Origin of the sequence: Rahnella woolbedingensis, from assembly GCF_003602095.1 — a bacterium.
Classification (GTDB): domain Bacteria; phylum Pseudomonadota; class Gammaproteobacteria; order Enterobacterales; family Enterobacteriaceae; genus Rahnella; species Rahnella woolbedingensis.
Genome location: NZ_RAHH01000009.1, coordinates 147456 through 173567, shown reverse-complemented (window position 1 = coordinate 173567; position 26112 = coordinate 147456). Strand labels below are relative to the sequence as shown.

At 51.9% G+C, this 26112-nt stretch carries 24 protein-coding genes, 2 tRNA genes and 1 pseudogene; 21 read left to right on the top strand and 6 right to left on the bottom strand.

Annotated elements, in window-relative coordinates; all coding sequences use genetic code 11:
- Positions 1-520 precede the first annotated feature (520 nt).
- Positions 521-1627 carry a GGDEF domain-containing protein gene (locus D6C13_RS09675; RefSeq protein ID WP_120132564.1) on the bottom strand — a complete coding sequence of 369 codons (1107 nt, stop codon included), beginning with the start codon at positions 1625-1627 and terminating at the stop codon, positions 521-523.
- Between the two features lie 319 nt (positions 1628-1946).
- Here D6C13_RS09675 and D6C13_RS09670 point away from each other — a divergent pair, with 319 nt between their 5' ends.
- Both D6C13_RS09670 and D6C13_RS26080 read left to right on the top strand, forming a co-directional pair.
- Positions 1947-2231, top strand: coding sequence for a DUF1435 domain-containing protein (locus tag D6C13_RS09670; protein ID WP_120132563.1), 285 nt, complete (start codon positions 1947-1949; stop codon positions 2229-2231).
- Between the two features lie 29 nt (positions 2232-2260).
- Positions 2261-2395, top strand: coding sequence for a hypothetical protein (locus D6C13_RS26080; RefSeq protein ID WP_279630060.1), 135 nt, complete (start codon positions 2261-2263; stop codon positions 2393-2395).
- Here D6C13_RS26080 and D6C13_RS09665 read toward each other — a convergent pair.
- From D6C13_RS09665 to D6C13_RS09655, 3 genes are all read right to left on the bottom strand, one after another.
- Positions 2358-2444: transfer RNA gene (locus D6C13_RS09665), tRNA-Leu, on the bottom strand. The genes D6C13_RS26080 and D6C13_RS09665 overlap by 38 nt on opposite strands.
- Before the next feature lie 45 nt (positions 2445-2489).
- Positions 2490-2575 (bottom strand) — tRNA-Leu (locus D6C13_RS09660).
- Between the two features lie 193 nt (positions 2576-2768).
- Entirely contained in the window at positions 2769-3707 is a 939-nt protein-coding gene (locus tag D6C13_RS09655) for a LysR family transcriptional regulator (protein ID WP_120132562.1), read from the bottom strand.
- Positions 3708-3833: 126 nt separating this feature from the next.
- Between D6C13_RS09655 and D6C13_RS09650 the strand changes: the two genes are divergently transcribed.
- Positions 3834-4826, top strand: a complete 993-nt coding sequence (locus tag D6C13_RS09650) for an aldo/keto reductase (RefSeq protein ID WP_120132561.1) — start codon at positions 3834-3836, stop codon at positions 4824-4826.
- 4 nt (positions 4827-4830) lie between these two features.
- Here D6C13_RS09650 and rsmC read toward each other — a convergent pair whose 3' ends face one another.
- Positions 4831-5877, bottom strand: a complete 1047-nt coding sequence (gene rsmC, locus D6C13_RS09645) for a 16S rRNA (guanine(1207)-N(2))-methyltransferase RsmC (protein ID WP_120132560.1) — start codon at positions 5875-5877, stop codon at positions 4831-4833.
- Positions 5878-5991: 114 nt separating this feature from the next.
- Between rsmC and D6C13_RS09640 the strand changes: the two genes are divergently transcribed.
- From D6C13_RS09640 to yjjJ, 14 genes and pseudogenes are all read left to right on the top strand, one after another.
- The gene (locus D6C13_RS09640) at positions 5992-6405 is read left to right on the top strand and encodes a DNA polymerase III subunit psi (protein ID WP_120132559.1); all 414 of its coding nucleotides are present in this window, start codon (positions 5992-5994) and stop codon (positions 6403-6405) included.
- On the top strand, positions 6374-6817 hold the full coding sequence (gene rimI, locus D6C13_RS09635; RefSeq protein ID WP_120132558.1) for a ribosomal protein S18-alanine N-acetyltransferase: 444 nt from the start codon (positions 6374-6376) through the stop codon (positions 6815-6817). Before D6C13_RS09640 ends, rimI begins: the two co-directional genes overlap by 32 nt.
- A gap of 253 nt (positions 6818-7070) precedes the next feature.
- Positions 7071-7247 carry a helix-turn-helix domain-containing protein gene (locus D6C13_RS09630; protein ID WP_244212664.1) on the top strand — a complete coding sequence of 59 codons (177 nt, stop codon included), beginning with the start codon at positions 7071-7073 and terminating at the stop codon, positions 7245-7247.
- 51 nt (positions 7248-7298) lie between these two features.
- Positions 7299-7622: pseudogene (locus D6C13_RS09625) on the top strand (HipA N-terminal domain-containing protein); the annotation flags it as partial.
- A gap of 137 nt (positions 7623-7759) precedes the next feature.
- Positions 7760-9349 carry a peptide chain release factor 3 gene (gene prfC / locus D6C13_RS09620; protein WP_120132556.1) on the top strand — a complete coding sequence of 530 codons (1590 nt, stop codon included), beginning with the start codon at positions 7760-7762 and terminating at the stop codon, positions 9347-9349.
- A 433-nt stretch (positions 9350-9782) separates the two neighbouring features.
- Entirely contained in the window at positions 9783-10376 is a 594-nt protein-coding gene (gene osmY, locus D6C13_RS09615; RefSeq protein ID WP_120132555.1) for a molecular chaperone OsmY, read from the top strand.
- 319 nt (positions 10377-10695) lie between these two features.
- A complete protein-coding gene (locus D6C13_RS09610) occupies positions 10696-10857 on the top strand; it encodes a DUF1328 domain-containing protein (RefSeq protein WP_013577105.1) in 162 nt (53 codons plus the stop codon).
- A 226-nt stretch (positions 10858-11083) separates the two neighbouring features.
- The gene (locus tag D6C13_RS09605; protein WP_120132554.1) at positions 11084-12313 is read left to right on the top strand and encodes a patatin-like phospholipase family protein; all 1230 of its coding nucleotides are present in this window, start codon (positions 11084-11086) and stop codon (positions 12311-12313) included.
- A complete protein-coding gene (locus D6C13_RS09600; RefSeq protein ID WP_120132553.1) occupies positions 12310-13095 on the top strand; it encodes a TatD family hydrolase in 786 nt (261 codons plus the stop codon). Before D6C13_RS09605 ends, D6C13_RS09600 begins: the two co-directional genes overlap by 4 nt.
- A gap of 548 nt (positions 13096-13643) precedes the next feature.
- Complete coding sequence (gene deoC / locus D6C13_RS09595) at positions 13644-14423, top strand: deoxyribose-phosphate aldolase (protein WP_120132552.1); 780 nt, start codon at positions 13644-13646, stop codon at positions 14421-14423.
- A gap of 88 nt (positions 14424-14511) precedes the next feature.
- A complete protein-coding gene (gene deoA, locus D6C13_RS09590) occupies positions 14512-15840 on the top strand; it encodes a thymidine phosphorylase (protein ID WP_120132551.1) in 1329 nt (442 codons plus the stop codon).
- 88 nt (positions 15841-15928) lie between these two features.
- On the top strand, positions 15929-17152 hold the full coding sequence (gene deoB / locus D6C13_RS09585; RefSeq protein WP_120132550.1) for a phosphopentomutase: 1224 nt from the start codon (positions 15929-15931) through the stop codon (positions 17150-17152).
- A gap of 83 nt (positions 17153-17235) precedes the next feature.
- Positions 17236-17955, top strand: coding sequence for a purine-nucleoside phosphorylase (gene deoD, locus D6C13_RS09580; RefSeq protein ID WP_013577098.1), 720 nt, complete (start codon positions 17236-17238; stop codon positions 17953-17955).
- Between the two features lie 172 nt (positions 17956-18127).
- Positions 18128-19474 carry a type II toxin-antitoxin system HipA family toxin YjjJ gene (yjjJ, locus tag D6C13_RS09575; RefSeq protein ID WP_120132549.1) on the top strand — a complete coding sequence of 449 codons (1347 nt, stop codon included), beginning with the start codon at positions 18128-18130 and terminating at the stop codon, positions 19472-19474.
- A gap of 1 nt (position 19475) precedes the next feature.
- Here the strand turns inward: yjjJ and D6C13_RS09570 are convergent, their stop codons facing one another.
- Positions 19476-20264 (bottom strand): YtjB family periplasmic protein, encoded by a 789-nt coding sequence (locus D6C13_RS09570; protein WP_120132548.1) that lies wholly within the window; start codon positions 20262-20264, stop codon positions 19476-19478.
- Positions 20265-20410: 146 nt separating this feature from the next.
- On the opposite strand from D6C13_RS09570, the gene serB reads away from it, so the two are divergent.
- The 4 genes from serB to D6C13_RS09550 all read left to right on the top strand — a co-directional run bounded on the left by serB (position 20411) and on the right by D6C13_RS09550 (position 26108).
- The gene (serB, locus tag D6C13_RS09565) at positions 20411-21376 is read left to right on the top strand and encodes a phosphoserine phosphatase (protein WP_120132547.1); all 966 of its coding nucleotides are present in this window, start codon (positions 20411-20413) and stop codon (positions 21374-21376) included.
- 20 nt (positions 21377-21396) lie between these two features.
- On the top strand, positions 21397-22779 hold the full coding sequence (gene radA, locus D6C13_RS09560; RefSeq protein ID WP_120132546.1) for a DNA repair protein RadA: 1383 nt from the start codon (positions 21397-21399) through the stop codon (positions 22777-22779).
- A gap of 72 nt (positions 22780-22851) precedes the next feature.
- Positions 22852-24111: a multifunctional transcriptional regulator/nicotinamide-nucleotide adenylyltransferase/ribosylnicotinamide kinase NadR gene (gene nadR / locus D6C13_RS09555; RefSeq protein ID WP_120132545.1), complete on the top strand. Its 1260-nt coding sequence runs from the start codon at positions 22852-22854 to the stop codon at positions 24109-24111.
- A 344-nt stretch (positions 24112-24455) separates the two neighbouring features.
- Complete coding sequence (locus tag D6C13_RS09550) at positions 24456-26108, top strand: DUF3300 domain-containing protein (protein WP_120132544.1); 1653 nt, start codon at positions 24456-24458, stop codon at positions 26106-26108.
- The last annotated feature ends 4 nt before the right edge of the window (positions 26109-26112 follow it).

The window sequence follows — 26112 nt, the reverse complement described above, 5'->3', positions numbered from 1 at the left end:
GTCAGGGCTGCGGTTGGGCGCTAGTGTAAGAAGTGTCCGGATGAGCCACCTTCCGGTCAGTGCCACGTAAAAATAAGCGCTGGCACTCGCCGGAAGGTCGGGGTGAGTCAGTTCACAAATTAAGAAATGGAGGGAATAATCACGTTAAAACAAGAGAGTAGCGTGTTTTGCTGGTGCAGGGAATGAATGGAGTCAGTGCTGCTGACAGGAAGTTCAGAAAATTTAAAAATGGTGATTAGGATTATCTTTATTGTAATTTATTAAGGTGGGATTGTACGAGGGTTTAAGCTTATTTAAGCACAAGGCTGAAATCGAAAGGTAACATTGTTCAGTAACATTCAATATGATAAATAAGCTGATTATCTTTCAGCCAGAATCGTTAATCTGGCTGAAAGATGAATGGTTATGCAACAGAAATGAATGTACAGACTTTAATAACGACTCTCTGACATTTACAAATATGTCGGCGGGGAATAAAACCAATCAGCACGCTGTTACCAATGTTACTTTGAGAGGATCCTCAGGCCATTCTTTCCCCGATGACTTCCTCGAGTGTGTCTTCCCTGTCTCTGTCTTCATCCCAGGCATAGAATATCTTATTACGTCCGCTGTTTTTGGCGTTATACAGTGAGGAATCGGCTTTGCCCAGCGCGCGAATAAAATCACCGTCTTCAAGCGCGGCAAGTCCGGCACTGACCGTGACATGCGTCGACACTTCAGCATTAAACAAATGCGGGATATTCAGCCCGAGAACTTTATTCTGGATGCGTTCTGCCATACGAACCGCGTGTTCCTGCTTAACGTTAGACATCAGTACCAGAAACTCCTCGCCGCCATAGCGGACAACCACATCGCGGGAACGGACGGCATCGCGGATGGCGGCTGAAACGCGCACCAGCGCCTGGTCGCCCATATGATGGCCGTAGTTGTCGTTGTAGGCTTTGAAATGGTCGATATCCAGCAGCATGACGTAGTGCCCGGAAGCCTGATTAAACAGGGTTTCCAGCTTGTTTTGCAGCCCGCGACGGTTATACAGGCCGGTGAGCGGATCCAGCATACTCAGGTCGCTGAATTTCTCCCGTTCGCTGTACAGGTTGGATACCATTCTGCGCGTAAATTCATCGCTGCGTTTGAGCATCAGATGGTGTAACCACAGGCCTATCAGCGGCAGGGAAACGGTAAATAAGATACGCCCGACGTGTTGAAAATCGTCCAGAAAGATGACGCAAATAGTCGAAGGTACTGCATGGAGGCAAAAAGCCAGAAAATTATCTGATAAAGCGATTGCACTGATAAAGAATATACTGAGTAAACTGACCAGAAGATAATTTTTATCTGTCTGACCAATTTCAGCAAACCGAAAGGCTATTTGCCATCCCCATAACAGCCCGACGATGACGGAGCACATATTCAGATGGGCAGAATAATTTTTCTTGCTGAAAAATGAAAATATTAATCCCGCGCAGCAAAGCCCAAAAATCAGGACCAGCGGAAAAGGCATTGAGGATGAGCCTTCTGGCGGATAAACCATAGAAAATAGCGCTGTGGCACTATTTAAAAAAAAGAATAGCAACATCGCCAGACGATGTTTGCTTTTCAGCAGCTCATCATAGGAATGAGATATCATCAAATTTACTCTATTTAGCGTGTGTTGGTCTGAATAGATAAAGTGTCTTATCGCCTTATACTGCGTGCTTATTCCGTTAAGACAGATTTCGTGCAGGTAGGCTAATAGTTCTAATGGGTAATTATTAGAATTCAATAAATATCGTTATTAGCGTTACTATTTTAATAAAGGCGCTTGAGCTAATTTGTTTAACTCCTCCAAAACTAGCACTTTTGTCGTCAGGTGTCACCCTAACGGAGGGCATGACTGCAAATAGGTGGTAAATGAGAAAAAATCCTATATGATATTAGTTCTCATTATCAACGTTTGGAGCAGGGTTATGATACCGGCGATTGTCATAGCATGTGGGATCTGGGCGGTTGTCTGGATATTGGGTAAGCGTCTCACCAGTGGCTGGGGTGTGTTGCTGCCCTGTGCACTGATGCCTTTGCTGGCGCTGACGCATATGACGCTCGACCAGTTGCGGATGCTGGTGGTGGTCGCAATGCTGGCGACGCTGGTCATGCTGTTTCACAGGACTTTACGTCATTACATGCTGCTGCCGTCGTTTATGGCGCTGGCAGGCGGACTGGCTGCGGTAACGTTGAACTTTAGTTTGCTTTAATAAGTCGTCATCAATAAAAGGAAATCAGGATGAAAAATAAAAAACACAGCAAAGCTGTCGGGCTTTTTTACTTTTTGAAATCAAAAGAGGTCGTACAGGAGGGTAAAGCTGAGGAGCAAAATCATGTGGTGCGAAGAGAGGGACTTGAACCCTCACGTCCGTAAGAACACTAACACCTGAAGCTAGCGCGTCTACCAATTCCGCCACCTTCGCACAGATGATTTCTGCTTACTGCTGATTCGATTTATATCACCGGAGTGGTGCGAAGGGAGGGACTCGAACCCTCACATCCAAAGGACACTAACACCTGAAGCTAGCGCGTCTACCAATTCCGCCACCATCGCTTCCAATTGATTACTGTGTTGACGCATTCATCGGAATGTCATCAGCAAGTAACACAACCACGGGGGCGAATTCTAGAGATTTTCCCACAGGCGTCAATAGTTATTTCCCCCATTTCGGACGTTTGATGTAAAAAACAGCATATTCGCCGTGAATGGTTCAGTGTGCCAGAAAGCCCTCAGGTTAATCGATGGTTTAATCGACTATTTTTCCCATAATGGCTTCCTGTTTCGCCGGATGATCAGGGCTGGAAAACAGTGTGATTAACCAGTCCAGCAGCACACGGATCCTCGGCGCAAGAAAACGACCGGGCGGATACATAATGTATAGCGGCATCGGCGGTGGAAGGTGCTGATGCAACACCTCTACCAGTTCTCCCTGGGCCAGTTCCTGTGCCATCGCCAGCTCCGAGGCCTGAATCAGCCCGAAACCGGCTTTTGCAGCGGCGACATAGGCATCAGCACCACTAACGGTTAGTTTGCTCGCCAGTTGTCGCTTTTCGACTTTTCCGTCTGTCACGAATTCCAGATGTGAATCTGCCCGCTGATGAGCAAAAAAATAGCCTACGGCCTGATGTCCGGCGAGATCTTCCGGCGTTTCTGGCGTACCGAATTTCGCTAAATACTCAGGCGAGGCGCAGGTGATTTGTTTCAAATCTGCCAGATGGCGCGACTGCAAATTGTCATCTTCTGAAGGCCAGGCACGCACCACACAATCCACACCCTGATCGAGCAGATTGATGGCGTTGTCATTGGCGCTGACGCTCAGGGTGATTTGCGGATAACGCTGATAAAAAGCCTGCAAGGCAGGGATCACCATCACGCGTGCCAAAGAATGCGGCATATCGATGCGGACCACGCCTGCGGGCTGATTTTTGTGATGGGCAAACAAGGTGTCGGATTCTTCCAGCGCCGAGATCAGTTGCAGACAGCGCTGATAGTAAATTTTGCCTTCATCGGTGATTTTCACCTGCCGTGTGGTGCGCAGAAACAGGCGAACCCCGAGCTTTTGCTCCAGCCGTTTGAGTGTCGTGCTGACTGTCGCCCGTGGCAGATTCAGGTCTTCCGCTGCCCGGCTAAAACTTTCCAGTTCGGCAATCCGGATGAAAATTTTCATCGCCTGAATTTGATCCATAACTCACCCCCTGATTGTTTGCGATTTATGAACAGTGTTGCACGTTTTCACTGATTTATCTTTCCTGACATAACAACCACACTTCACTTCGTTACTTCCCTCTCTGAGTCAAAAAAGGAAAATCCGATGAAACAACGTCAGCTGGGTAAAAACGGTCCGATGGTGTCTGCGCTGGGACTGGGCTGCATGGGTATGAGCGATTTCTACACCACCGGCCTTGATGAGAAAGAGTCCCTGGCGACGCTGGATCGTGCGCTGGAACTGGGCGTCACGATGTTTGATACCGCTGATGTCTACGGGCCGCATACCAATGAAGAGTTGCTGGGGCGCTTTCTGAAAGGGCGTCGCAATCAGGTCTTTCTGGCAACGAAATTCGGCATTGTGCGCGATCCGGCTAATCCGCAGGCGCGTGGCACTAACGGACATCCCGATTATGTACGTAAATCTGTAGAAGGCAGCCTGAAGCGTCTGGGTACCGATGTTATCGATCTCTATTATCAGCATCGCCCGGATCCCACTGTGCCGGTTGAAGACACCATGGGCGCATTGTCTGATCTGGTGCGTGAGGGGAAGATCCGTTACGTCGGGCTGAGCGAAGTGCCGGTGAGCATTTTGGAGCGGGCGCATAAAATCCATCCGGTCACGGCCTTGCAGACGGAATATTCGCTCTGGTCGCGGGATGTGGAAGCGGAGATTTTGCCGGCGTGTGAACGTCTGGGGATCGGTTTTGTGCCTTACAGCCCGCTGGGGCGCGGCTTCCTGACCGGGCAAATCCGATCAGTGGATGACCTGGATGCAGATGATTACCGTCGTGACAGCCCGCGTTTTCAGGGCGAAAATTTTGCTAAGAATCTGCAACTGGCGGAGAAAATCGGGGAAGTGGCGCAGGAGAAAGGCGTGAAACCGTCGCAGCTGGCGCTGGCCTGGGTGTTATCCCAAGGCGACAACATGGTGCCGATCCCTGGCACCAAACGTCGTCATTATCTTGAGGAAAACATCGCCGCGCTTGATGTCTCCCTGAGTGAAGCCGAAATCGCGGCGATCGAGGCAGTGTTTCCTTTCCGCGTGGCAGCGGGTGACCGCTATAACGCAGAACTGATGCGTTTCCTCAGTGTCTGACTGATTAACGTTTTTTCTTTTTCAAATCGCGCGGTGGACGGCCACGGACGGCTTTATAGACCTTGAAGCGACCGTTTTGTGCCAGTACTTCATGGCTGCCGAAAGCGTCATCGAGCAGGGCGGCATACGGCAGGAAGGCGTTAGCCACAATGCGCAGTTCGCCGCCAATGTTCAGATGGCCTACAGCGCCACGGATCAACTGCTCAGCCGCAGTCAGGCTGGTTTGCAGACCTTCGTGGAACGGCGGGTTGGAGATTATGATGTCAAAACGACCGGCAATGTCGGAATAAACGTTGCTGGCGATCACTTCGCCCGGCAGGTCGTTCGCCGCCAGTGTGGCGCGGCTGGCTTCGATAGCGGCTGCGCTCACATCGCTGAGCGTGACTTTCATCTTCGGCGAGTACATGGCCAGCACAGAAGCCAGCACGCCCGAGCCACAAGCTACGTCCAGCACTTTGCCTTTCACCGGCTCTTCGAATGTATTGATCAGCAGCAGGCTTCCGCTGTCCAGACCTTCACGGCTGAATACGCCCGGCAGAGTTTTGATGGTGACTTCTTCCACCATGTACTGATCCCACCAGCCATCCGCATCAAATTCAGGCTGCTTTTCCAGACGGGCATGATACAAACCACAGCGACGCGCGCTGTCGATTTTGCTCAGCTCACACAGGCCTTCGAGCGTGGTTTCCGCACTGCGGACGCCGCTGCGGTTTTCACCGATGACAAACACATCAATGCCAACCGGCAATTGTGAAAGTAAGTTGAACAGCTGGAATTTGGCTTCCAGTTTACTTTTCGGCCAGTAATACACCAGAACATCGCAAGGGGCGATAAGCTCAGCGTCAGCCAGCAAACCAAACTGAACGTTTTCGCCCAGACTTTTGCTGAGCATCTGCCAGTGATGGTACATATTGGTGTGGACGCGGACTTCTTCGGCGTCAATTTCAGCAGGCAGATTGTCTTGTAAGTCGCCGGCGAACAATACGCGGCGGCCTTCGAATTCTTCGCTATGGCGCAGTATGACTTCGCTGGCCGGAGTTAATGCAGACATCAGGGTGAGGCTCCTCAGGAATGAACGCGGGATTATAGAGGTTTATTGGCGCATGTTCGATGTGTTTGCTAGCATAGCCGGGCTTTTTCGGTATTTAACGGGCAGGAATCAGGCATGGCATCCAGACGAGACACACTGTTACAGCAACTGGGGATCACCCAGTGGACGCTGCGCCGGCCCGCAGTTTTACAGGGCGAAGTGGCAGTCAGCCTGCCTGCTGACACTAAACTGCTGATTGTGGCAGATGTCCCCCCTGCGGAAGATGATCCGCTGGTCACCGATGTTTTACGCAGTCTGGCACTGAGCTCACAGCAGGTTTACCGCCTGACGCCGGAGCAGGTTGCCATGCTGCCTGAAGATACCCGCTGCAATGTCTGGCGACTGGGGTTAAGCGAACCGCTGACTCTCGCCGGTCCGCAGTTATCCAGTCCGGCTCTGGCCGAACTCTATCAAGACGCCAGCGCAAAACGCGCACTCTGGCAGCAGATCTGTGAAAATGAACAACATTTCTATCCTGACCACCGCTGATCTTCCCCGCGCTTTTGAGATTGAGCAGGCCAGTCACGCCTTTCCGTGGACTGAAAAGACGTTAGCCAGCAATCAGGGTGAGCGTTATCTGAACCTCAAAATTATGCAGGGCGAAGTGATGGCCGGTTTTGCGATCACTCAAATCGTGCTCGACGAAGCCACGCTGTTTAATATCGCCATCGATCCGGCTTTCCAGCGTCAGGGTTTAGGCCGTACGCTGCTCGAAGAAGTGATCCAACAGCTTGAGCAAAAAGATGTTTTCACGCTATGGCTGGAAGTCCGCGCCTCAAACGCCAAAGCCATTGCGCTCTATGAAAGCCTCGGTTTCAACGAACTCTCTGTCCGCCGCAATTATTATCCCGCCGCACAAGGTCGCGAAGATGCCATCATGATGGCGCTGCCGCTCGGCTAAGAGTTGTCATAAACTCCTCACCCACAGTAATGCCTCTCTCTTCTTACATCTTATTGGCTGTATTTTATTTTTATTACATCTAATGAGTTGTAATAAAGTGCCATTTACAATCAATTGATTGTTTTAAGTCTAAAAAACAACCAATATGCTGTAAGCGTATTTTCAGGAGATAGCGGATGAGAACTCTCAAAGAATTGCCAGCATTATTAAAAAACGACGCCAGCAGTTAACGCTGATCCAGCAAGATATGCGTATGAAAACCGGCATGACTCAACAGCAATATCAAAAAATTGAAGCGGGTGCCGATCCCCGCCTTTCAACATTACTGAGGCTTCTGGAAGGCATGGATCTTGAAATGATGCTGGTGCCACGTCAGCGGGTGCAGGAGGTACAAGCGTTACTGGACGGCACTCAGACTGACCCTGAATGAAAGCCTGCCAGACAGCTGGCGTGACCTCTTGCGTGATCTGGAAGATTAGCGATGACTCAGCAAACCGAATCTGTTGAAGCTTTAGCGTTATATCTGCACGAGCAGAGAATTGGTGTTCTGGCGCATTATTCCGGAAGCCGAAATATTCTGACTTTCGATCCTACTTATACCGCATTGCCGGAGCATGAGCGTCCGGTCTTTACGTTGTCCCAAAAATCGCCCCCTGATTATTTGCACCGTCCTTTGGTCTCCACTTTACGTTTACCTCCTGTTCTCTCTAATCTGTTGCCTGAAGGGGCTTTGCGGGCATGGATGACACAGGCGCTGAAAATCCATCGCGATTCGGAGTTTCCGCTGCTGGCGTATGCCGCAAAAAAACCATTGATTGCCCATCCCGTCTAAATCAGTGAAAATAGCCGGCTATAACTTTTATTACCGCTTTGCCTGACGTCATCTTCTGACGTGATGTTAAATCCTATGCAGGGCGGACCAACCGCAGAAACGTGAAAAACATGTCTCCAAGTGAATACGCCCTTGAAGTGGCCAAGCGCCGCACATTTGCCATCATCTCTCACCCCGATGCCGGTAAAACGACTATTACTGAAAAAGTTCTGTTATTCGGACAGGCCATTCAGACCGCCGGTACAGTAAAAGGCCGTGGCTCCAGCCATCACGCCAAATCCGACTGGATGGAAATGGAAAAACAACGTGGTATCTCCATCACCACGTCCGTGATGCAGTTCCCGTACAAACAGTGTCTGGTTAACCTGCTCGACACCCCGGGGCACGAAGACTTCTCCGAAGATACTTATCGTACCCTGACCGCAGTTGACTGCTGTCTGATGGTGATCGACGCCGCAAAAGGTGTCGAGGATCGTACCCGTAAGCTGATGGAAGTGACCCGTCTGCGGGATACGCCGATCCTGACTTTCATGAACAAACTCGACCGTGACATCCGCGATCCGATGGAAGTCATGGACGAAGTGGAGCGCGAGCTGAAAATCGCCTGTTCTCCGATTACCTGGCCGATCGGCTGCGGTAAATTGTTCAAAGGGGTTTACCACCTCTATAAGGACGAAGTGTATCTGTACCAGACCGGTAAAGGTCACACCATTCAGGAAGTTCGCGTGGTGAAAGGTCTGGATAATCCGGAGCTCGATGCTGCTGTCGGCGAAGATCTGGCCGCGCAATTGCGTGAAGAGCTGGAACTGGTACAGGGCGCATCACACGAATTCGATCACGAAGCTTTCCTGCAGGGCGAGCTGACGCCGGTCTTCTTCGGTACCGCACTGGGTAACTTTGGTGTCGACCACATGCTGGACGGTTTGATGGAATGGGCACCTGCACCGATGCCACGTAAAACCGACCTGCGTGAAGTGAAAGCCGATGACGAGAAGTTCACCGGTTTCGTGTTTAAAATTCAGGCCAACATGGACCCGAAACACCGTGACCGCGTGGCGTTCATGCGCGTGGTGTCCGGTAAGTATGAAAAAGGCATGAAACTGCGCCAGGTGCGTACCGGTAAAGATGTGGTGATTTCTGACGCGCTGACCTTTATGGCGGGTGACCGTTCCCACGTTGAAGAAGCCTATCCGGGCGACATCATCGGCCTGCATAACCACGGTACGATTCAGATTGGCGACACCTTTACTCAGGGTGAGAACATGAAGTTCACCGGTATACCTAACTTTGCCCCTGAACTGTTCCGTCGTATCCGTCTGCGTGACCCGCTGAAACAGAAACAGCTGCTGAAAGGTCTGGTCCAGCTTTCAGAAGAGGGCGCGGTACAGGTCTTCCGTCCAATCTCTAACAACGATTTGATCGTCGGTGCTGTGGGTGTGCTGCAGTTTGAAGTGGTCGTGGCGCGTCTTAAAAGCGAATACAACGTCGAAGCGATTTACGAATCTGTGAATGTCTCCACCGCCCGTTGGGTGGAATGCAGCGACATGAAGAAATTCGAAGAATTTAAGCGTAAGAACGAAACCAACCTGGCGCTCGATGGCGGCGATAATCTGGCCTACATCGCCCCGACCATGGTGAACCTGAATCTGGCTTCAGAGCGTTATCCTGAAGTGAAATTCCGCAAAACCCGCGAACATTAATTTTCGTATCAACCGGTTTTGAAACAGAAAGACGGCAAGTTTGCCGTCTTTTTTTTCGCCATTTCTCCGCGAAAAGTGATTTACCTCTCATTTCCCTCTGCTCGTTTAATCGTCTTTTTGCCTGAAAAATGGGCACAAAATCTCCTGAATCCTAAGACTTGTCTGCATTAGAGGCCTTAATCGACGATCTTCCTACACATCTGATCATTCTTGACTATATTAAATGTGTGTTCAGGAAACGGTGGCTTAAAGCACTACTTTAAAGTCACTCAATAGTGAGTTATATCGTCAGGTAGTTAAATGCCAGAATAAAACGATGTACTCTGCTACAAGGAAAGTAAAAACAGCAGCAATACAATTTGTTAGAAGGCGTCACCAAGAATGTGACGTGCAGAGCCGCAATCAAGGCTTATAAACCGAAAGGAAGAAATCGATGAAAAATTCTAAATTTGCCTATTCCATGATGGCCGTCGTACTGGGTACCGCACTGATGAGCGGCAGCGCTCTGGCTGCAACAACGACTACAGATAGCGCAGGTGCCAAAATCGATAGCTCCATGAAGAAAGTTGATAACTACATGGGCGATAGCGCCATCACAGCGAAAGTTAAAAGTGCACTGGTGGATGATAAAGCCATCAAAAGCAGCGACATTTCCGTGACCACCAATGCAGGCGTGGTGACGCTGAGCGGCTTCGTAGCCTCACAGGCAGAAGCTGAGCAGGCGGTTGCCGCAGCGACCAAAGTTGAAGGTGTGAAATCTGTCAGTGACAAACTGCACACCAAAGACAGCAAAGATCAGAGCGTGACAGGTTATGCAGGTGACAGTGCGACCACTGCCTCTGTAAAAGCCAAACTGCTGGCCGATGACATCGTCCCTTCACGTAACGTGAAAGTGGAAACTACCGACGGTGTGGTACAGCTCTCCGGTGCAGTGAAAGATCAGGCACAGTCTGACCGTGCTGAAAGCGTTGCGAAAACCGTTGATGGCGTGAAAAGCGTCAAAAACGACCTGAAAGTCGCACCGTAACGATTATCTGTCCGACCTGTAGTAAAGGGTGCCCTCCCGCGGGCGGGCGCCACATTTTTTGAATAACGCATAACTATATTTGTGTTGCCCGCTCAAAATTCGGGATGGATAAGATTTGCCTGATTTCGGAAAAATATCGTGGCTGAAGCTCTAACACTTTAATTTTTCGACTACCTTTATTAAGTAAGTTGTTTTTTGTTCCCGGCATTTGGCCGGCAGATAAAGCGTCAGAAAGGCAAATTTTACACAGTGAGTTTGGCCCGAAGCGGGGCACCACCTTTTAAACTGGCAAAGTGAAAATAGGGTAAAGGAGAAGCTTATGTTTCGTTGGGGCATTATTTTTCTAATCATCGCGTTAATCGCGGCGGCTCTCGGTTTCGGTGGTTTGGCGGGTACAGCTGCCTGGGCTGCAAAAATCGTCTTCGTAGTCGGTATCATTCTGTTCCTGGTCAGCCTGTTTACCGGTCGTAAACGACTCTGACCGCATCAATGATTTGATGCCAAAAAGCGTTAATTAATGACATCGCCCCCTTCATTGAAGGGGGCGATTCTTTTATGGGCACAATCTGGCCGTTTACAGGACGTAACGATTTTATCGCCGAAATTTGGCAAGAATTTCACGTAAATCAGTCAGACGAGGTATGCTCAGAAATGAAGGCCGCTGAGTGAGGCCAAATGTGTGATGCCGATTTTGTGAGGATAGCCCGTTGGGATACAGAATACCTGTCACGCTGGGGAACATAGAGCCACTGGCGTATAAACCGTATACACCCGGCAAAATAGCACTGGTGTGCGAAGGCGGCGGACAGCGGGGCATTTTTACAGCCGGTGTGCTGGATGAGTTTCAGCGCGCACGCTTCAATCCCTTCGATTTATACCTGGGCACGTCTGCCGGCGCACAAAATCTCTCTGCTTTTGTCTGTGGACAACCCGGTTACGCCAGAAGAGTCATCACCCGCTACACCACCAGTCCTGACTTTTTCAATCCTCTGCGTTTTGTGCGCGGCGGACATCTTATCGATCTCGACTGGCTGGTCAATGAAACCGCAAAAAATATGCCGCTGTCGATGGAAACTGCTGAAAAGCTTTTGATCGACGGTCGCGAATTTTTGATGTGTGCCTGTCGCAGCGATGATTACACGGCCAGTTACTTCGCCCCGACGCGTGAAAACTGGCTGCCGCTGATCAAGGCCTCCAGCGCCATTCCCGGCTTTTACCGCATGGGCGTCGACCTTGATGGCGTAAGTTATCAGGACGGCGGCATCAGCGATGCGATCCCGGTTGAGGAAGCCTATCGCCGTGGCGCAGATACGATTGTGGTGATCCGCACCGTTCCCTCGGCAATGTTCTATACGCCGCAGTGGATGAAACGCATGGAGCAATGGCTGAGCGAAAGCAGCCTGCAACAGCTGGTGCGCATGATGCAGCATCATGAAGAAAGCTATCACCGCATCCAGCAGTTCATTGAGAATCCGCCGGACGATGTGCGTATTTTTGAGATTTTCCCGCCGAAACCTTTAGCCAGCCACGCGCTGGGCAGCCGTCTGCCGGCTTTAAATCAGGATTACCATCTTGGCCGCCGCTGCGGACGCTATTTCCTGTCCGCTGCGGCGCACTGGTTGCTGCCGCGTGAAAATGAACGACCTTATCCGCAGATTGAACCGCGTGTGACCCGCCGTCCTCAGCGGATTGTCGTACCGCAGGACGAGCCGGAAAATGTGACCCCGCTGGCCGCCTCAGCCAGTACGGTTGAGCAAATCATTCTCGATCCCGCCGTGCTGACGGACATGGTTGCAGACGGTGGCATAGTGCGTCCGGCGGCGTTTAAAGGCAGCGTGGTGCATGACACGCAGCCGAAACGCGCGGCGTCTGATATGCCACCGGTAGAAAGCGGTGCGTCAGAAAACTATCCCGCCAGCGAGGGCGACAAGTTGTGAGTCATACCTTCGTCGATACGCACTGTCATTTCGATTTCCCGCCGTTTACCGGTGTGGAAGCTGAAAGCCTGCGTCTCGCCCAGGAAGCGGGTGTCCGGCAGATTATCGTTCCGTCGGTCACGTCAGACCGTTTTTCCGGGGTTCTTTCGCTGGCAAAAAAATTCCCGCAGCTGCACGCCGCGCTGGGATTACATCCCCTTTATATTCGCGAGCACAAAGACAGCTGCCTGGAATTGCTCGATTCATTGCTCAGCCACCGGGATCCACATCTGGTGGCGGTCGGAGAAATCGGGCTGGATTTATACATGGAAGTGCCGCAATTTGAGCAGCAACAGCGGCTGCTGAAAGCGCAGTTCGCGCTGGCGAAGCGTGAAACTTTGCCGGTCATTTTGCATTCCCGGCGCAGTCACGATCAGCTGGCGGCGATGTTACGTCAGGCAAAATTACCTGCAACCGGTGTGGTACATGGTTTTGCCGGTAGTCTTTCACAGGCCCAGGCGTTCATTAAACTGGGTTTTGCGATAGGCGTGGGCGGCACCATCAGCTATGAACGTGCGCAGAAAACCCGTCAGGTGATGGCGCAATTACCTCTTTCTTCTTTGCTGCTGGAAACCGATGCGCCGGATATGCCGCTGCAGGGTTTTCAGGGGCAGCCCAATCGTCCGGAGCGCGCCGCTGACGTGTTCGACATATTGTGCAGTCTGCGCAGCGAAACCCCCGGACAGATTGCGGTGGCATTGCTTGAAAATACCCGCCGTATCTTCAACTTATCTGCTCTGTGATCTCCCTTTCTTATTTATTTGTGATTTAAGTAACATTCAAATTTACCTTCATGCTCTTTCTGTAAAGGGTTTTTTCAGTAAGTGTAATTTATGTTCTCTTTAAAATGTTATTATTATAACATTACCCGCAAGATCGCCGGTCGGTGATCGCTGTATATCCGTGCGCACTCCGTTTGTCATGAATCGGGTATACACTCTTATCTGGACCAAATACTGAGCATAACGCCAGTGAAATGTGATTCAGATCTCATTTTACTAAGCAACGTTGCAAACGGTTTTCATTTTGTGTGAAATACTGCACACAGGAACCTGATGTGACGTGTTCAAATAGTCACAACGAATTGGCGTCAGCCAATCAAAGCGCGGTGAGAAGGATCTCAGTTGCCGCGTAAGCCAAGACACGCCGCTTACGCACGCTATCTTCAAGGAACCAAGTCCGCTCGCCAACCGTGCAGAATTCATTTCCCGTCGATATCCGCCGGAACGAATTCATGACTGTATGCTCAGTTCTGGCCGGTCGCTGGAATTGAAAATTGTTGGAGAGTTATATGACCGATTTAACCGCCGCAGCGCAACGTGCGCTGAACCTGATGGATTTAACTACCCTGAACGAAGACGACACCGATGCAAAAGTGATCGCGCTTTGTCACCAGGCGAAAAGCCCGGCAGGTAACACCGCTGCTGTCTGTATTTATCCTCGTTTTATTCCTGTTGCCCGCAAAACTCTGCGCGAGCAAGGCACGCCTGATATCCGCATTGCAACGGTGACTAACTTCCCGCACGGCAATGACGATCTTGAGATTGCACTGGCAGAGACCCGTGCAGCAATTGCTTACGGTGCCGATGAAGTTGACGTGGTATTCCCATACCGCGCGCTGATGGCCGGTAACGAGCAAGTCGGTTTTGAGATGGTTAAACAGTGCAAAGAAGCCTGTGCGGCCGCCAACGTTCTGCTGAAAGTGATCATCGAAACCGGTGAACTCAAGCAAGATGCGCTGATCCGCAAAGCCTCCGAAATCGCCATCAAAGCGGGCGCCGACTTCATCAAAACCTCTACCGGTAAAGTGCCTGAAAACGCCACATTGCATAGCGCCGAGCTGATGATGAGCGTGATTGCTGAAATGGGCGTGGGCAAAACCGTCGGTTTCAAACCGGCCGGTGGCGTGAAAACCGCTGAAGATGCCGCGCAATATCTGGCACTGGCTGACCGCCTGCTGGGCCGCGAATGGGCTGACGCACGTCACTTCCGTTTCGGCGCATCCAGCCTGCTGGCAAGCCTGCTGACCACATTGGGTCACGCTGGCCAGAAAGCCACCAGCAGCTACTAATCACTGTTGTTATGCCGATGCCGTGGCGCTTTTACAGCGTCCGGTATTGGCGTTCACATTTAGCGTTCAGCTCAGGCAGGGGGATACCTTGTTTCTCGCACAAGAAATTATTCGTAAAAAACGTGACGGTCAGCCTTTAAGCGACGAAGAAATTCGTTTCTTTATTAACGGTATTCGTGACAGCCAGGTTTCGGAAGGACAAATTGCCGCACTGGCAATGACTATCTATTTCAATGATATGACCATGAAAGAACGTGTTTCGCTGACCATGGCGATGCGTGATTCAGGGACCGTGCTCGACTGGAAAAGCCTCAACCTGAACGGCCCGATTGTTGATAAACATTCGACCGGCGGCGTGGGTGACGTGACTTCCCTGATGCTTGGCCCGATGGTGGCGGCGTGCGGCGGTTATGTCCCGATGATTTCAGGCCGTGGCCTCGGTCATACCGGCGGTACACTCGATAAACTCGAAGCAATCCCGGGCTTTGATATTTTCCCAGATGACGGCCGTTTTCGCAGCATCATCCAGGATGTCGGCGTGGCGATTATCGGCCAGACCAGTTCGCTGGCACCGGCGGATAAACGCTTCTATGCCACCCGCGATATCACCGCCACCGTCGATTCTATTCCGCTAATCACCGCCTCGATCCTCGCCAAAAAACTGGCCGAAGGTCTGGATGCACTGGTGATGGACGTTAAAGTCGGTTCCGGCGCGTTTATGCCAACTTACCAGCTGTCAGAAGATCTGGCGCAGGCGATTGTCGATGTGGCGAATGGCGCGGGTTGTAAAACTACCGCGCTGCTGACCGACATGAATCAGGTGCTGGCATCAAGTGCCGGTAATGCCGTTGAAGTCCGCGAAGCCGTGCGCTTCCTGACCGGTGAATACCGCAATCCGCGCCTGCTGGAAGTCACGATGGCGCTGTGCGTTGAAATGCTGCTGTCCGGCGGACTGGCAAAAGATGATGCCGAAGCCCGCAGCAAATTGCAGGCAGTGCTGGATAACGGCAAAGCCGCCGAAGTCTTTGGTCGCATGATTGCCGCGCAAAAAGGCCCGACCGATTTCATCGAAAATTACGATAATTACCTGCAACAGGCCACGCTGAGCAAACCGGTTTACGCCGAAACGAACGGCATTGTCAGCGCGATGGACACCCGCGCGCTCGGCATGGCGGTGGTCTCACTGGGTGGCGGTCGTCGCCGTGCCAGCGATGCTATCGATTACAGCGTCGGTCTGACTCACATGGCGCAACTCGGCCAGCAGGTGGATACCCGTCAGCCACTGGCGATGATCCACGCGAACAGTGAAGCGGCCTGGCAACAGGCAGCGCAGGAAGTGCGGGCGGCCATTGTCCTGAGTGACAAAGCGCCGGAAAGCACGCCGGTTGTATATCGCCGGATCAGCGGCAAAGCTTGATTTCAGGCTAAATCGCCCCCATTTAAGAGTGATCAGGTGCGCGGCAGTTCCGCGTGACCCAATGCGTAACCATTCGCAGGAGAGCAAAATGAAACGTACATTTATCATGGTGTTAGACTCATTCGGTATCGGTGCCAGTGAAGATGCCGAGCGCTTTGGCGATGCCGGTTCTGACACATTGGGCCATATCGCGGCTGCCTGTGCGCGTGGTGATGCAGACAAAGGCCGTAAAGGTCCGCTGAATCTGCCAAACCTGACCCGTCTGGGGCTGGCGAAAGCCGCTGAAGAATCCACCGGTAAAATTCCCGACGGCATGGACGGTCATTCTGAAATTACCGGTGCGTATGCTTACGCCAGCGAACTTTCTTCCGGTAAAGACACCCCGTCTGGTCACTGGGAAATTGCCGGTGTACCGGTATTGTTCGAGTGGGGTTATTTCAGCGATACCACTAACAGCTTCCCGCAGGAGTTGCTGGACAAACTGGTTGAACGCGCCAATCTACCGGGCTATCTGGGCAACTGCCACTCTTCCGGTACCGTGGTGCTGGACGATTTGGGCGAAGAGCACATGAAAACCGGCAAACCGATTTTCTACACCTCTGCGGATTCCGTTTTCCAGATTGCCTGTCACGAAGAAACCTTCGGCCTCGATCGCCTGTACGAACTGTGCGAAATCGCCCGTGAAGAACTGACCGAAGGCGGCTACAACATTGGCCGCGTGATTGCCCGTCCGTTCATCGGCGACAAAGCTGGTAACTTCGAGCGTACCGGTAACCGTCACGACTTAGCGGTTGAACCACCGGCACCGACCATCCTGAAAAAACTGGTTGATGAGAAAGATGGCCATGTGGTGTCTGTCGGCAAAATCGCCGATATTTACGCGCAGGTTGGCATCACTAAGAAAGTGAAAGCCACCGGTCTGGATGCGTTGTTTGATGCGACCATCAAAGAAATGAAAGAAGCGGGTGATAAGACAATCGTCTTCACCAACTTTGTTGATTTCGACTCCTCTTACGGCCACCGCCGTGATGTGCCGGGCTACGCTGCGGCACTGGAGTTGTTCGACCGCCGTCTGCCGGAACTGCTGGAGCTGGTGAAAGAAGACGACATCATTATCTTCACCGCTGACCATGGTTGTGACCCGACATGGCGCGGCACCGATCATACCCGTGAGCATATCCCGGTATTAATCTATGGCCCGAAAGTGAAACCTGGCTCATTAGGCCACCGTGAGACTTTCGCGGACATCGGACAGACCGTCGCCAAATACTTCGATCTGTCGCCGATGGACTACGGTAAATCAATGATTTAACGCTCTGCATACGCGGCCAGTCACTTATACTGGCCGCGTTTTTTATGATGAATATGACACCTCGCTGAATAAGGAATAAGAAGATGGCAACTCCACACATTAATGCTGAAATGGGCGACTTCGCTGACGTAGTGCTGATGCCGGGCGATCCGCTGCGCGCCAAGCACATCGCGGAAACTTTCCTTCAGGACGTTAAGCAGGTGAACGACGTGCGTGGCATGTTGGGTTTCACCGGCACTTACAAAGGCCGCAAAATTTCCGTCATGGGTCACGGCATGGGCATCCCTTCCTGCTCAATTTATGCTAAAGAGCTGATCACTGAATTCGGCGTGAAAAAAATCATCCGCGTGGGTTCTTGCGGCGCTGTGCGTGCAGACATCAAACTGCGTGATATCGTGATCGGCATGGGTGCCTGCACCGATTCCAAAGTGAACCGCATGCGTTTCAAAGACCACGATTACGCCGCTATTGCCGATTACGACATGGTGCGTAACGCCGCTGATGCAGCGAAAGCCAAAGGCATCAACGCCCGCGTGGGTAACATCTTCTCTGCTGACCTGTTCTACACGCCAGACCCGCAAATGTTCGACGTGATGGAAAAATACGGCATTCTGGGTGTGGAAATGGAAGCTGCCGGTATCTACGGCGTGGCAGCAGAATTCGGTGCAAAAGCGCTGACTATTTGTACCGTTTCCGACCATATCCGTACGCACGAACAAACCACTGCTGCTGAACGTCAGACGACCTTCAACGACATGATCGAAATCGCGCTGGAATCCGTTCTGCTGGGCGACAAAGAATAAATTCTGCATATATTGCAGACACTGAAACGGGCGCCGAATGGTGCCCGTTTTGCTATGCATTTGGCAGTGATTTTTATAGTGAATTATTTATATCTTCAGGATATATCGATTTATTTTAATTTTTTATCTATGCTATTAGCTATGCATTTTTCTATTCATCAATGAGCCTGTCATGTCTGAACTTGTAGATTTACTGCGTCAGGGCAGCCTGACGGCGAAAGAGATCACGGAACGTTTGCACATCACCCAGTCAACGCTCTCCAGGCGGCTGGTTAAAATCCCTGAAATCATCAAAATCGGGCAAAGCCGCTCGACCCGTTATATTTTGCCGCGTCCTCTGGATAACCAGTGGAGCTTTCCGCTGTATCAGATTAACGAGGCCGGTAACGCCGTAAAAGCCGGAACGCTGTATTCCATCTGGCCGGGTGAGAGTTGTGCCGTAGAAACTGCCAGCGGCCAGTCGTTAATTTATGACGGCCTGCCGTGGTTTATTACAGATATGCGGCCTCAGGGTTTTTTAGGCCGTACGTGGGGACGTGATATTAATGCCGCACTGCATTTTCCTGATGACATCAAAAAGTGGACTGAATCCCAGACTCTGGTCGCGTTAGCAAGAGCGGGCGATGAGACGGTCGGGAATTTTGTTATTGGAGAAATGGCCTATCAGCGTTGGTTCCATAAACCTGAAGATATTCCCGTTCCCCGTGAAGATAAAATTCAGATCTATGAACGGCTGGCGCAGAGAAGTCTGGCCGGGGAAGAGACCGGTTCATCGGCAGGCGGTGAGCAGCCGAAATTCAGTTGCTACGCAGAACATGCAGATCGTCAGTCGTCTCAGGTTTTAGTGAAATTCTCCTCGCCTGCGGTCAATGAAAATACCAGGCGCTGGGGAGATTTACTGCGCTCTGAAGCCCATGCGCTCAGCGTTTTGCAGGAGGCAGGCATTGCGGCAGCAGCCGCCGAAATTTTTACTGGCGGAAAGGGAGAGGTTTTCCTGGAGGTCGAGCGATTCGACCGTACGGGTGCGCGCGGTCGTCGCAGGCTGGTATCACTGGAGGCCGTCTCGGCTGAGTTTGGTGGGGGAAACGGAAACTGGTTTTTAACGGCACAGCAGTTGCGACGGAACAAGCTGATTACCGCAACGACGCTGGACAGAATTGAGCAGATTTATGCTTTCGGAAAGCTGATCGCCAACAGTGATATGCATCAGGGAAATCTTTCGTTTATTGATCCCGCCATAGACCCCTTAAAACAGGCTCTTTCGATATCGCCTGTCTATGACATGCTGCCAATGGCTTTTGCACCAACCAATGCCGGTGCCATGCGCCGCGAAATCTCGCCCTTAAAGCTTGATCCTTTAGTCTCTAAAGAAAAGTGGTTGAATGCGCAGGCGTGGGCGCTGGCGTTCTGGGAGAAGGTGGAAAGCGATGCTGCCATCAGTGCTGAATTCCGCCAACTGGCCAGCGGAATGCTGGCGCAGGTGGAAGAATTAACATCGCCGATTCAGCGGCTGGCCTGAATCACTTAGGCCGGCTGCGTTTCAGACTGCGGTAAGCCGCTTGTGCGGCTTCTTTAGTTTGAGCTTCGGTCGCGGGTTTGGCGGGGGTGACCTCGGATTCCGGCTCAGGAATATTCAGCACCGGCGGCGGGCCGAACTCGTCCGGATCTTCTTCCTGTTCATCATCTTCTTTCAGCGGTTTGCTGGCGGTCAGCAGGAACGGCGATTGCTGCCAGCGCGAACGGCGCCCCTGCAACAATGTCCGCGACAGAATAATGCCCACACCTAACGCGGCGAGCATCATCAGGCGCAACAGGTTGGTGGTGTTATCCACCTGTTTGGATTCTGTCGCCAGTACGTGTGTGTCCAGTGTGATCCGTAAAAATCCGCTCGGACCGTTTTTATCTTCGATAGGCACCACAATCTGATGATTGAAGTAGCTGCCTGCGCGCTTACCATCGAGCGACAATCTGTCGCGCACCGGCACCTGTTCGCCAGCATGGGCGACCAGAGAGCCATCCGACTCATAAACACTGGCATCCAGAATGCGGCTCTCGTCGGTAAGCTGACTCAAAATAGTGGAAATTTGTGCGATATCGGCGCCATCATTATTGCTGTCCATCAGCGGCGCGAGCGAAAACGCCACCTGTTTGGCGAGCGTCTGGGCAAGCTGTTCCACCTGCGTCGAGCGTGCCAGTTGATGTCCCAGACTGAAATAGGATGCGCCTTGCATCAGAATGACTAATAACGCCAGACTTATCAATACGATAGCTGCGCGGTGCAGGCGAAATTTTAGTTTGGCCTTGGCCATTCTGATTCCTTGCGTTTTTCGAAGACTTTATGTTGCCAGATGCTGTGACGATAAGGTAGCTTGATGCCTGTTTTTATCGACGTTGCCTCTGCTTTTCAGCCGTTTTATTAACAATCGTTTTAACCAAACAATCTACCGGAGCCATCATGCCAAACAGTCTGACCTATTGCGATCTTCCTGCGGAGATCCACCAATGGCCGGGACTTCCCCTTTCATTGAGCGGTGACGAGGTCATGCCGCTGGATTACCGGGCCGGACATACCGGATGGCTGCTCTACGGTAGAAAACTCGATAAAACGAGCATTACGCAGTTTCAGCGCCGGTTAGGTCGTGCTCTGGTGATTGTCAGCGCCTGGGCCGTAGAAGGTTATCAGGTCGTGCGTCTTGCTGGTTCGCTCACCGCCGACGCGCAACAGCTGGCTGAAACTTTTGAATTTGATGTCACTCAGCTCGGCAAAGTACCTTATCTGCGCACGCCTGGTCTGCTGGTGATGGACATGGATTCTACCGCGATTGAGATTGAATGCATCGACGAAATTGCCAAACTGGCGGGCGTCGGTGAACAGGTGGCGGAGGTTACCGAGCGTGCAATGCGTGGTGAACTGGATTTCTCCGCCAGTCTGCGTCAGCGCGTTGCGACCCTGAAGGATGCCGACGCGGGCATTCTTGAGCAGGTGCGCGAGACCCTGCCACTGATGCCGGGGCTGACCGTGATGGTGCAGCGGTTACAGGAAGCAGGGTGGCACGTAGCAATTGCTTCCGGCGGCTTTACCTATTACGCAGAATACCTGCGCGATAAGCTGAATCTGACTGATGTCGCTGCAAACGAGCTGGAAATCCGCGATGGCAAACTGACCGGACGTGTGATCGGCCCGATCGTCGACGCGCAATATAAAGCGGACACCTTACTGAAGCTGGCGGAAAAACTGGGGATTTCTCAGGAACAAACCATTGCGATTGGTGACGGCGCGAATGATCTGAAAATGATGGCAGTGGCCGGTCTGGGCATTGCGTATCACGCCAAGCCGAAAGTGTATGAGCAGGCTTCAGTCTGTATCCGGCATGCGGATCTTTTGGGTGTACTCTGTATTCTCAGTGGCAGTCAATCCTAATAAATACAAAGAGGTAAGTTGTGGCAAAAGCAGCAAAACGTGCATTTGTGTGTAATGAATGTGGCGCAGATTATCCGCGCTGGCAAGGGCAGTGTAGTGCCTGTCAGGCCTGGAACAGCATTACTGAAATCCGTTTGGCGGCTTCCCCGACTGTGGCGCGTAACGAGCGTCTGACCGGATATGCCGGGGATGCAGGCGTCAGTCGCGTGCAGAAACTCTCGGATATCAGCCTCGATGAACTTCCGCGTTTCAGCACCGGTTTCAAAGAGTTCGACCGCGTGTTGGGCGGCGGTGTGGTGCCCGGCAGCGCCATTCTGATCGGCGGTAATCCCGGCGCCGGTAAAAGTACATTGCTGCTGCAAATCTTGTGTCACCTCAGCGAAAACATGAAAACTCTGTACGTCACCGGCGAAGAATCTTTGCAGCAGGTGGCGATGCGTGCCCACCGTCTGGGGTTACCGACGGCTAACATGAATATGTTGTCGGAAACCAGCATCGAGCAGATTTGTGAAATTGCTGATGTTGAGCAGCCAAAACTGATGGTGATCGACTCCATTCAGGTGATGCATATGGCGGATATCCAGTCTTCGCCGGGCACGGTTGCGCAGGTGCGTGAAACGGCGGCGTATCTGACCCGTTTCGCCAAAACGCGTGGCGTGGCAATTGTGATGGTGGGCCATGTGACCAAAGACGGTTCGCTGGCTGGCCCGAAAGTGCTTGAGCACTGTATCGACTGTTCGGTATTGCTCGATGGTGACGCCGATTCGCGTTTCCGTACGCTGCGCAGCCACAAAAACCGTTTTGGTGCGGTCAATGAGCTGGGCGTGTTTGCCATGACAGAGCAGGGGCTTCGTGAAGTCAGCAACCCTTCAGCGATTTTCCTCAGCCGCGGTGATGAAATTACTTCCGGCAGCTCCGTAATGGTGCTGTGGGAAGGAACGCGTCCGTTGCTGGTTGAGGTTCAGGCGCTGGTCGATCAGTCGATGATGGGCAATCCGCGTCGCGTGGCAGTGGGTCTGGAACAGAACCGTCTGGCCATTTTGCTGGCTGTTTTGCATCGTCACGGCGGATTACAGATGGCGGACCAGGATGTGTTCGTCAACGTGGTCGGCGGTGTGAAAGTCACTGAAACCAGTGCTGACTTAGCGCTGTTGCTTTCGCTGGTCTCCAGCCTGCGCGATCGTCCGTTGCCACAGGATCTGGTGGTCTTCGGCGAAGTCGGTCTTGCGGGAGAAATTCGCCCTGTACCGAGCGGTCAGGAACGTATTACCGAAGCGGCGAAGCACGGCTTTAAGCGTGCGATTGTGCCCCATGCCAACGTGCCGAAGAAAGTTCCGGCAGGTATGCAGGTGTTTGGCGTCAAAAAACTGGCCGATGCACTGGCCATCCTCGACGATTTGTAACGGTTATCCGCTGTTACTGATAAGTGCCTTTGTGCTATTTTTTGTTTAGTACAGAAAACCTGAGGACAAGGCATGTCACAGTTCGACTATCTAAAAACCGCGATTAAACAACAGGGACGCACGCTGCAACAGGTGGCCGAGGCCAGCGGAATGACTAAGGGTTATCTCAGTCAGTTGTTGAATGCCAAGATAAAAAGTCCCAGCGCTCAGAAGCTGGAGGCTTTGCACCGCTTCCTTGATCTTGAGTTTCCCCGTCGTGAAAAGAATATCGGCGTGGTGTTCGGCAAGTTTTATCCGCTGCACACCGGCCATATCTATCTGATCCAGCGCGCCTGTAGCCAGGTGGATGAACTGCATATCATTATGGGCTATGACGAGCCGCGCGATCGCGAGCTGTTTGAAAACAGTTCAATGTCTCAGCAGCCAACGGTCAGCGACCGCCTGCGCTGGTTATTGCAGACGTTTAAATATCAGAAAAACATTCGTATTCATGCCTTTAACGAAGAAGGGATGGAACCCTATCCGCATGGCTGGGACGTCTGGGGGCGGGGTATTAAAGAGTTCATGGGCCAGAAAGGCATTGAACCGAATACCATTTATTCCAGCGAAGAAGCTGATGCGCCGCAATACCGTGAACATCTTGGTATTGAAACCGTGCTGATCGACCCGAAACGTTCGTTTATGAATATCAGCGGCCGTCAGATCCGTCAGGATCCATTCCGTTACTGGGATTATATTCCGACCGAAGTGAAGCCGTTCTTCGTGCGGACCGTGGCGGTGCTCGGTGGAGAATCCAGCGGAAAATCCACGCTGGTGAATAAACTGGCTAACATTTTCAACACCACCAGCGCCTGGGAATATGGCCGCGATTATGTGTTCTCGCATCTGGGCGGTGACGAAATGGCGCTGCAATATTCGGATTACGATAAAATCGCGCTCGGTCAGGCGCAGTACATTGATTTTGCAGTGAAATATGCCAATAAAGTGGCCTTTATTGATACGGATTTCCTGACTACTCAGGCTTTTTGTAAAAAATATGAGGGGCGTGAGCATCCGTTCGTGCAGGCGCTGATGGACGAATACCGGTTTGATCTGGTGATTTTACTGGAAAACAACACGCCGTGGGTGGCCGACGGCCTGCGCAGTCTGGGCAGTAACACTGACCGGATGTCTTTCCAGAATTTACTCATCGAGATGCTGAAAGAAAACAAAGTGGATTATGTTCACGTTGAATCTTCAGATTACGATCAGCGTTTTCTCGAATGTGTGGAACTGGTGCAGAACATGCTGGCCGCCGATACCAGCCGGCTGAATGAGACACCTTTCAGCTGATCAAAGACAGCATTTAAAAGGCGTGTGTTCCGCTGAATGCGCGCTTTTTTATTATTCATTTAGTGAATGATTGGTCGGGCATTTATTTTCTATAATTATTAATGAATTCATCGAATTAAAAACCCGTTAAGATTTAGTAATTCAGTTTGTAACGCTGAGAAATAAAATATCCCCTCTATTCAAGTGATTGAGTGATTTCCATTTCTTGTCATTTTTATTGCGCATTTTATGCGTAAATCCCATTCATGAAATAAAAATAGAGTGGCACCCGTTGAGTTTTATTTGTCCGATTATACTCATTCATTGTGCCTCTCAATTCGCTGAGGCTTTTTAAGGTGGTCCGAATGAATTTATCATTCAAGCCCTGGGGTATCGCAGTTCTGTGCGGTGCGGGCGCATTTGCTCTTGCCAGTGTCATGTTTATGAAAGGCTGGCTACCGGTCAGCAGTCAGGCAGAAACCACTACCCAAACTGCGCCAGCACCTGCACCCGCAGCGGTACCGGCAACTGCACCGGCACTTACACCCGTTCCGGCAGCGGCAGTGACGCCGCCAGCTTTTACTCAGGCTCAGCTCGATCAGTGGGTGGCGCCCGTGGCGCTCTATCCTGACAGTCTGCTTTCGCAGGTGCTGATGGCCTCGACTTATCCGACTAACGTGATTCAGGCGGTGCAATGGTCGCGTGACCATCCGCAAAGTCAGGGTGACGCCGCAGTGACACAGGTCGCGAACGAACCCTGGGATCCGAGTGTGAAATCGCTGGTGGCATTCCCGCAGCTTCTGGCGCTGATGGGCGAAGATCCGGCATGGGTACAAAATCTAGGTAACGCGTTTCTGGCGCAACCTGATGACGTCATGAATACCGTGCAGAAATTCCGTGAAGTGGCGCAAAAGAGCGGAGCGCTGAAAAGCACTCCGCAGCAGACGGTGACTGTTAAACCGAAACCGGCTTCGACCACGGTGGTGAAAGGTGCTCCGGCGCAGCAGACTATCGTGATTGAATCTGCCGATCCGCAGGTGGTGTATGTGCCCAGTTACAACCCGAACGTGGTGTACGGCGCGTGGCCGACACCGGCTTATCCGCCAGTCTATCTGCCACCACCACCGGGTGAGCAGTTTGTGAATGGTATGGCGTCAGGCATTGGATTTGGCGTGGGTGTCGCAGCGACTTACGCGATTTTCGGCAGCATCGACTGGGATGACGATCATCATCATCACGACGATTATGACCATCACGATGATTACGATCATCATGACGATCACCATGATGACGGGCATCACGGCGGCGGATCGCAGAATAATTACGTCCATGTGAACGTGAACAACTACAACCGCATTTCCGGAAACAACAACAGCAATGTGGTGAACCATCCGGGCTCCGGCAATACCGCAGGCTGGCAGCATAATCCTGCCTTTAACGCAGGTTTGGCAAATCACACGGCAAACCTCAGCGGGGCCACGCAAAAGCAGGCGCTGAATAATGCGGCGCAGCGCAATAATTTTCGTGGTTACGACAGCAATTCTCACAGTTTTAACGCCAGTAATGCAGTCGGGCGTAACAACGGCGGCGTACAGAATCAGACGCTGGACCAACGTCGTCAGCAGGCGGCCTCCGTGATGAACAATCATCAGGTGAATCCGCAACACAGACCGCAGCAACATCCGGCCACTGCCAGTCGTGCTGCTGCGTCACCCGGCAACCATCATGTTTCCGCAGGTCAGTTGAGTCAGCAGCATGAGTCGATTTCGCAGAACCGGCAATCTTTACAGCATCAGAACGGGGGGCAGCTGAATCAGCATAACGCTATGCAGCAAAGGCAGAATTTCCATCAGGGAAATAATAATGCCTCACGCAGCACGGCGTTCAGCGGGAACTCAAGCCGTGCGCCATCGTGGCAACAGCAGCAGGCGCGTGGCAATCAGAGCCGCCAGCATATGCAGAATTTCCAGCATGCACGCCCTGCGAACGCAGAGCCGGTGCATTTGCATCGCCGCTAGACTG

Excerpts from the sequence above, each read along its gene's own strand:
- D6C13_RS09675 (WP_120132564.1), bottom strand. The coding sequence starts at position 1,627 with ATGATATCTCATTCCTATGATGAGCTGCTGAAAAGCAAACATCGTCTG.
- D6C13_RS09670 (WP_120132563.1), top strand. The coding sequence starts at position 1,947 with ATGATACCGGCGATTGTCATAGCATGTGGGATCTGGGCGGTTGTCTGG.
- D6C13_RS26080 (WP_279630060.1), top strand. The coding sequence starts at position 2,261 with ATGAAAAATAAAAAACACAGCAAAGCTGTCGGGCTTTTTTACTTTTTG.
- D6C13_RS09655 (WP_120132562.1), bottom strand. The coding sequence starts at position 3,707 with ATGGATCAAATTCAGGCGATGAAAATTTTCATCCGGATTGCCGAACTG.
- D6C13_RS09650 (WP_120132561.1), top strand. The coding sequence starts at position 3,834 with ATGAAACAACGTCAGCTGGGTAAAAACGGTCCGATGGTGTCTGCGCTG.
- rsmC (WP_120132560.1), bottom strand. The coding sequence starts at position 5,877 with ATGTCTGCATTAACTCCGGCCAGCGAAGTCATACTGCGCCATAGCGAA.
- D6C13_RS09640 (WP_120132559.1), top strand. The coding sequence starts at position 5,992 with ATGGCATCCAGACGAGACACACTGTTACAGCAACTGGGGATCACCCAG.
- rimI (WP_120132558.1), top strand. The coding sequence starts at position 6,374 with ATGAACAACATTTCTATCCTGACCACCGCTGATCTTCCCCGCGCTTTT.
- D6C13_RS09630 (WP_244212664.1), top strand. The coding sequence starts at position 7,071 with ATGAAAACCGGCATGACTCAACAGCAATATCAAAAAATTGAAGCGGGT.
- prfC (WP_120132556.1), top strand. The coding sequence starts at position 7,760 with ATGTCTCCAAGTGAATACGCCCTTGAAGTGGCCAAGCGCCGCACATTT.
- osmY (WP_120132555.1), top strand. The coding sequence starts at position 9,783 with ATGAAAAATTCTAAATTTGCCTATTCCATGATGGCCGTCGTACTGGGT.
- D6C13_RS09610 (WP_013577105.1), top strand. The coding sequence starts at position 10,696 with ATGTTTCGTTGGGGCATTATTTTTCTAATCATCGCGTTAATCGCGGCG.
- deoC (WP_120132552.1), top strand. The coding sequence starts at position 13,644 with ATGACCGATTTAACCGCCGCAGCGCAACGTGCGCTGAACCTGATGGAT.
- deoB (WP_120132550.1), top strand. The coding sequence starts at position 15,929 with ATGAAACGTACATTTATCATGGTGTTAGACTCATTCGGTATCGGTGCC.
- deoD (WP_013577098.1), top strand. The coding sequence starts at position 17,236 with ATGGCAACTCCACACATTAATGCTGAAATGGGCGACTTCGCTGACGTA.
- yjjJ (WP_120132549.1), top strand. The coding sequence starts at position 18,128 with ATGTCTGAACTTGTAGATTTACTGCGTCAGGGCAGCCTGACGGCGAAA.
- D6C13_RS09570 (WP_120132548.1), bottom strand. The coding sequence starts at position 20,264 with ATGGCCAAGGCCAAACTAAAATTTCGCCTGCACCGCGCAGCTATCGTA.
- serB (WP_120132547.1), top strand. The coding sequence starts at position 20,411 with ATGCCAAACAGTCTGACCTATTGCGATCTTCCTGCGGAGATCCACCAA.
- nadR (WP_120132545.1), top strand. The coding sequence starts at position 22,852 with ATGTCACAGTTCGACTATCTAAAAACCGCGATTAAACAACAGGGACGC.
- D6C13_RS09550 (WP_120132544.1), top strand. The coding sequence starts at position 24,456 with ATGAATTTATCATTCAAGCCCTGGGGTATCGCAGTTCTGTGCGGTGCG.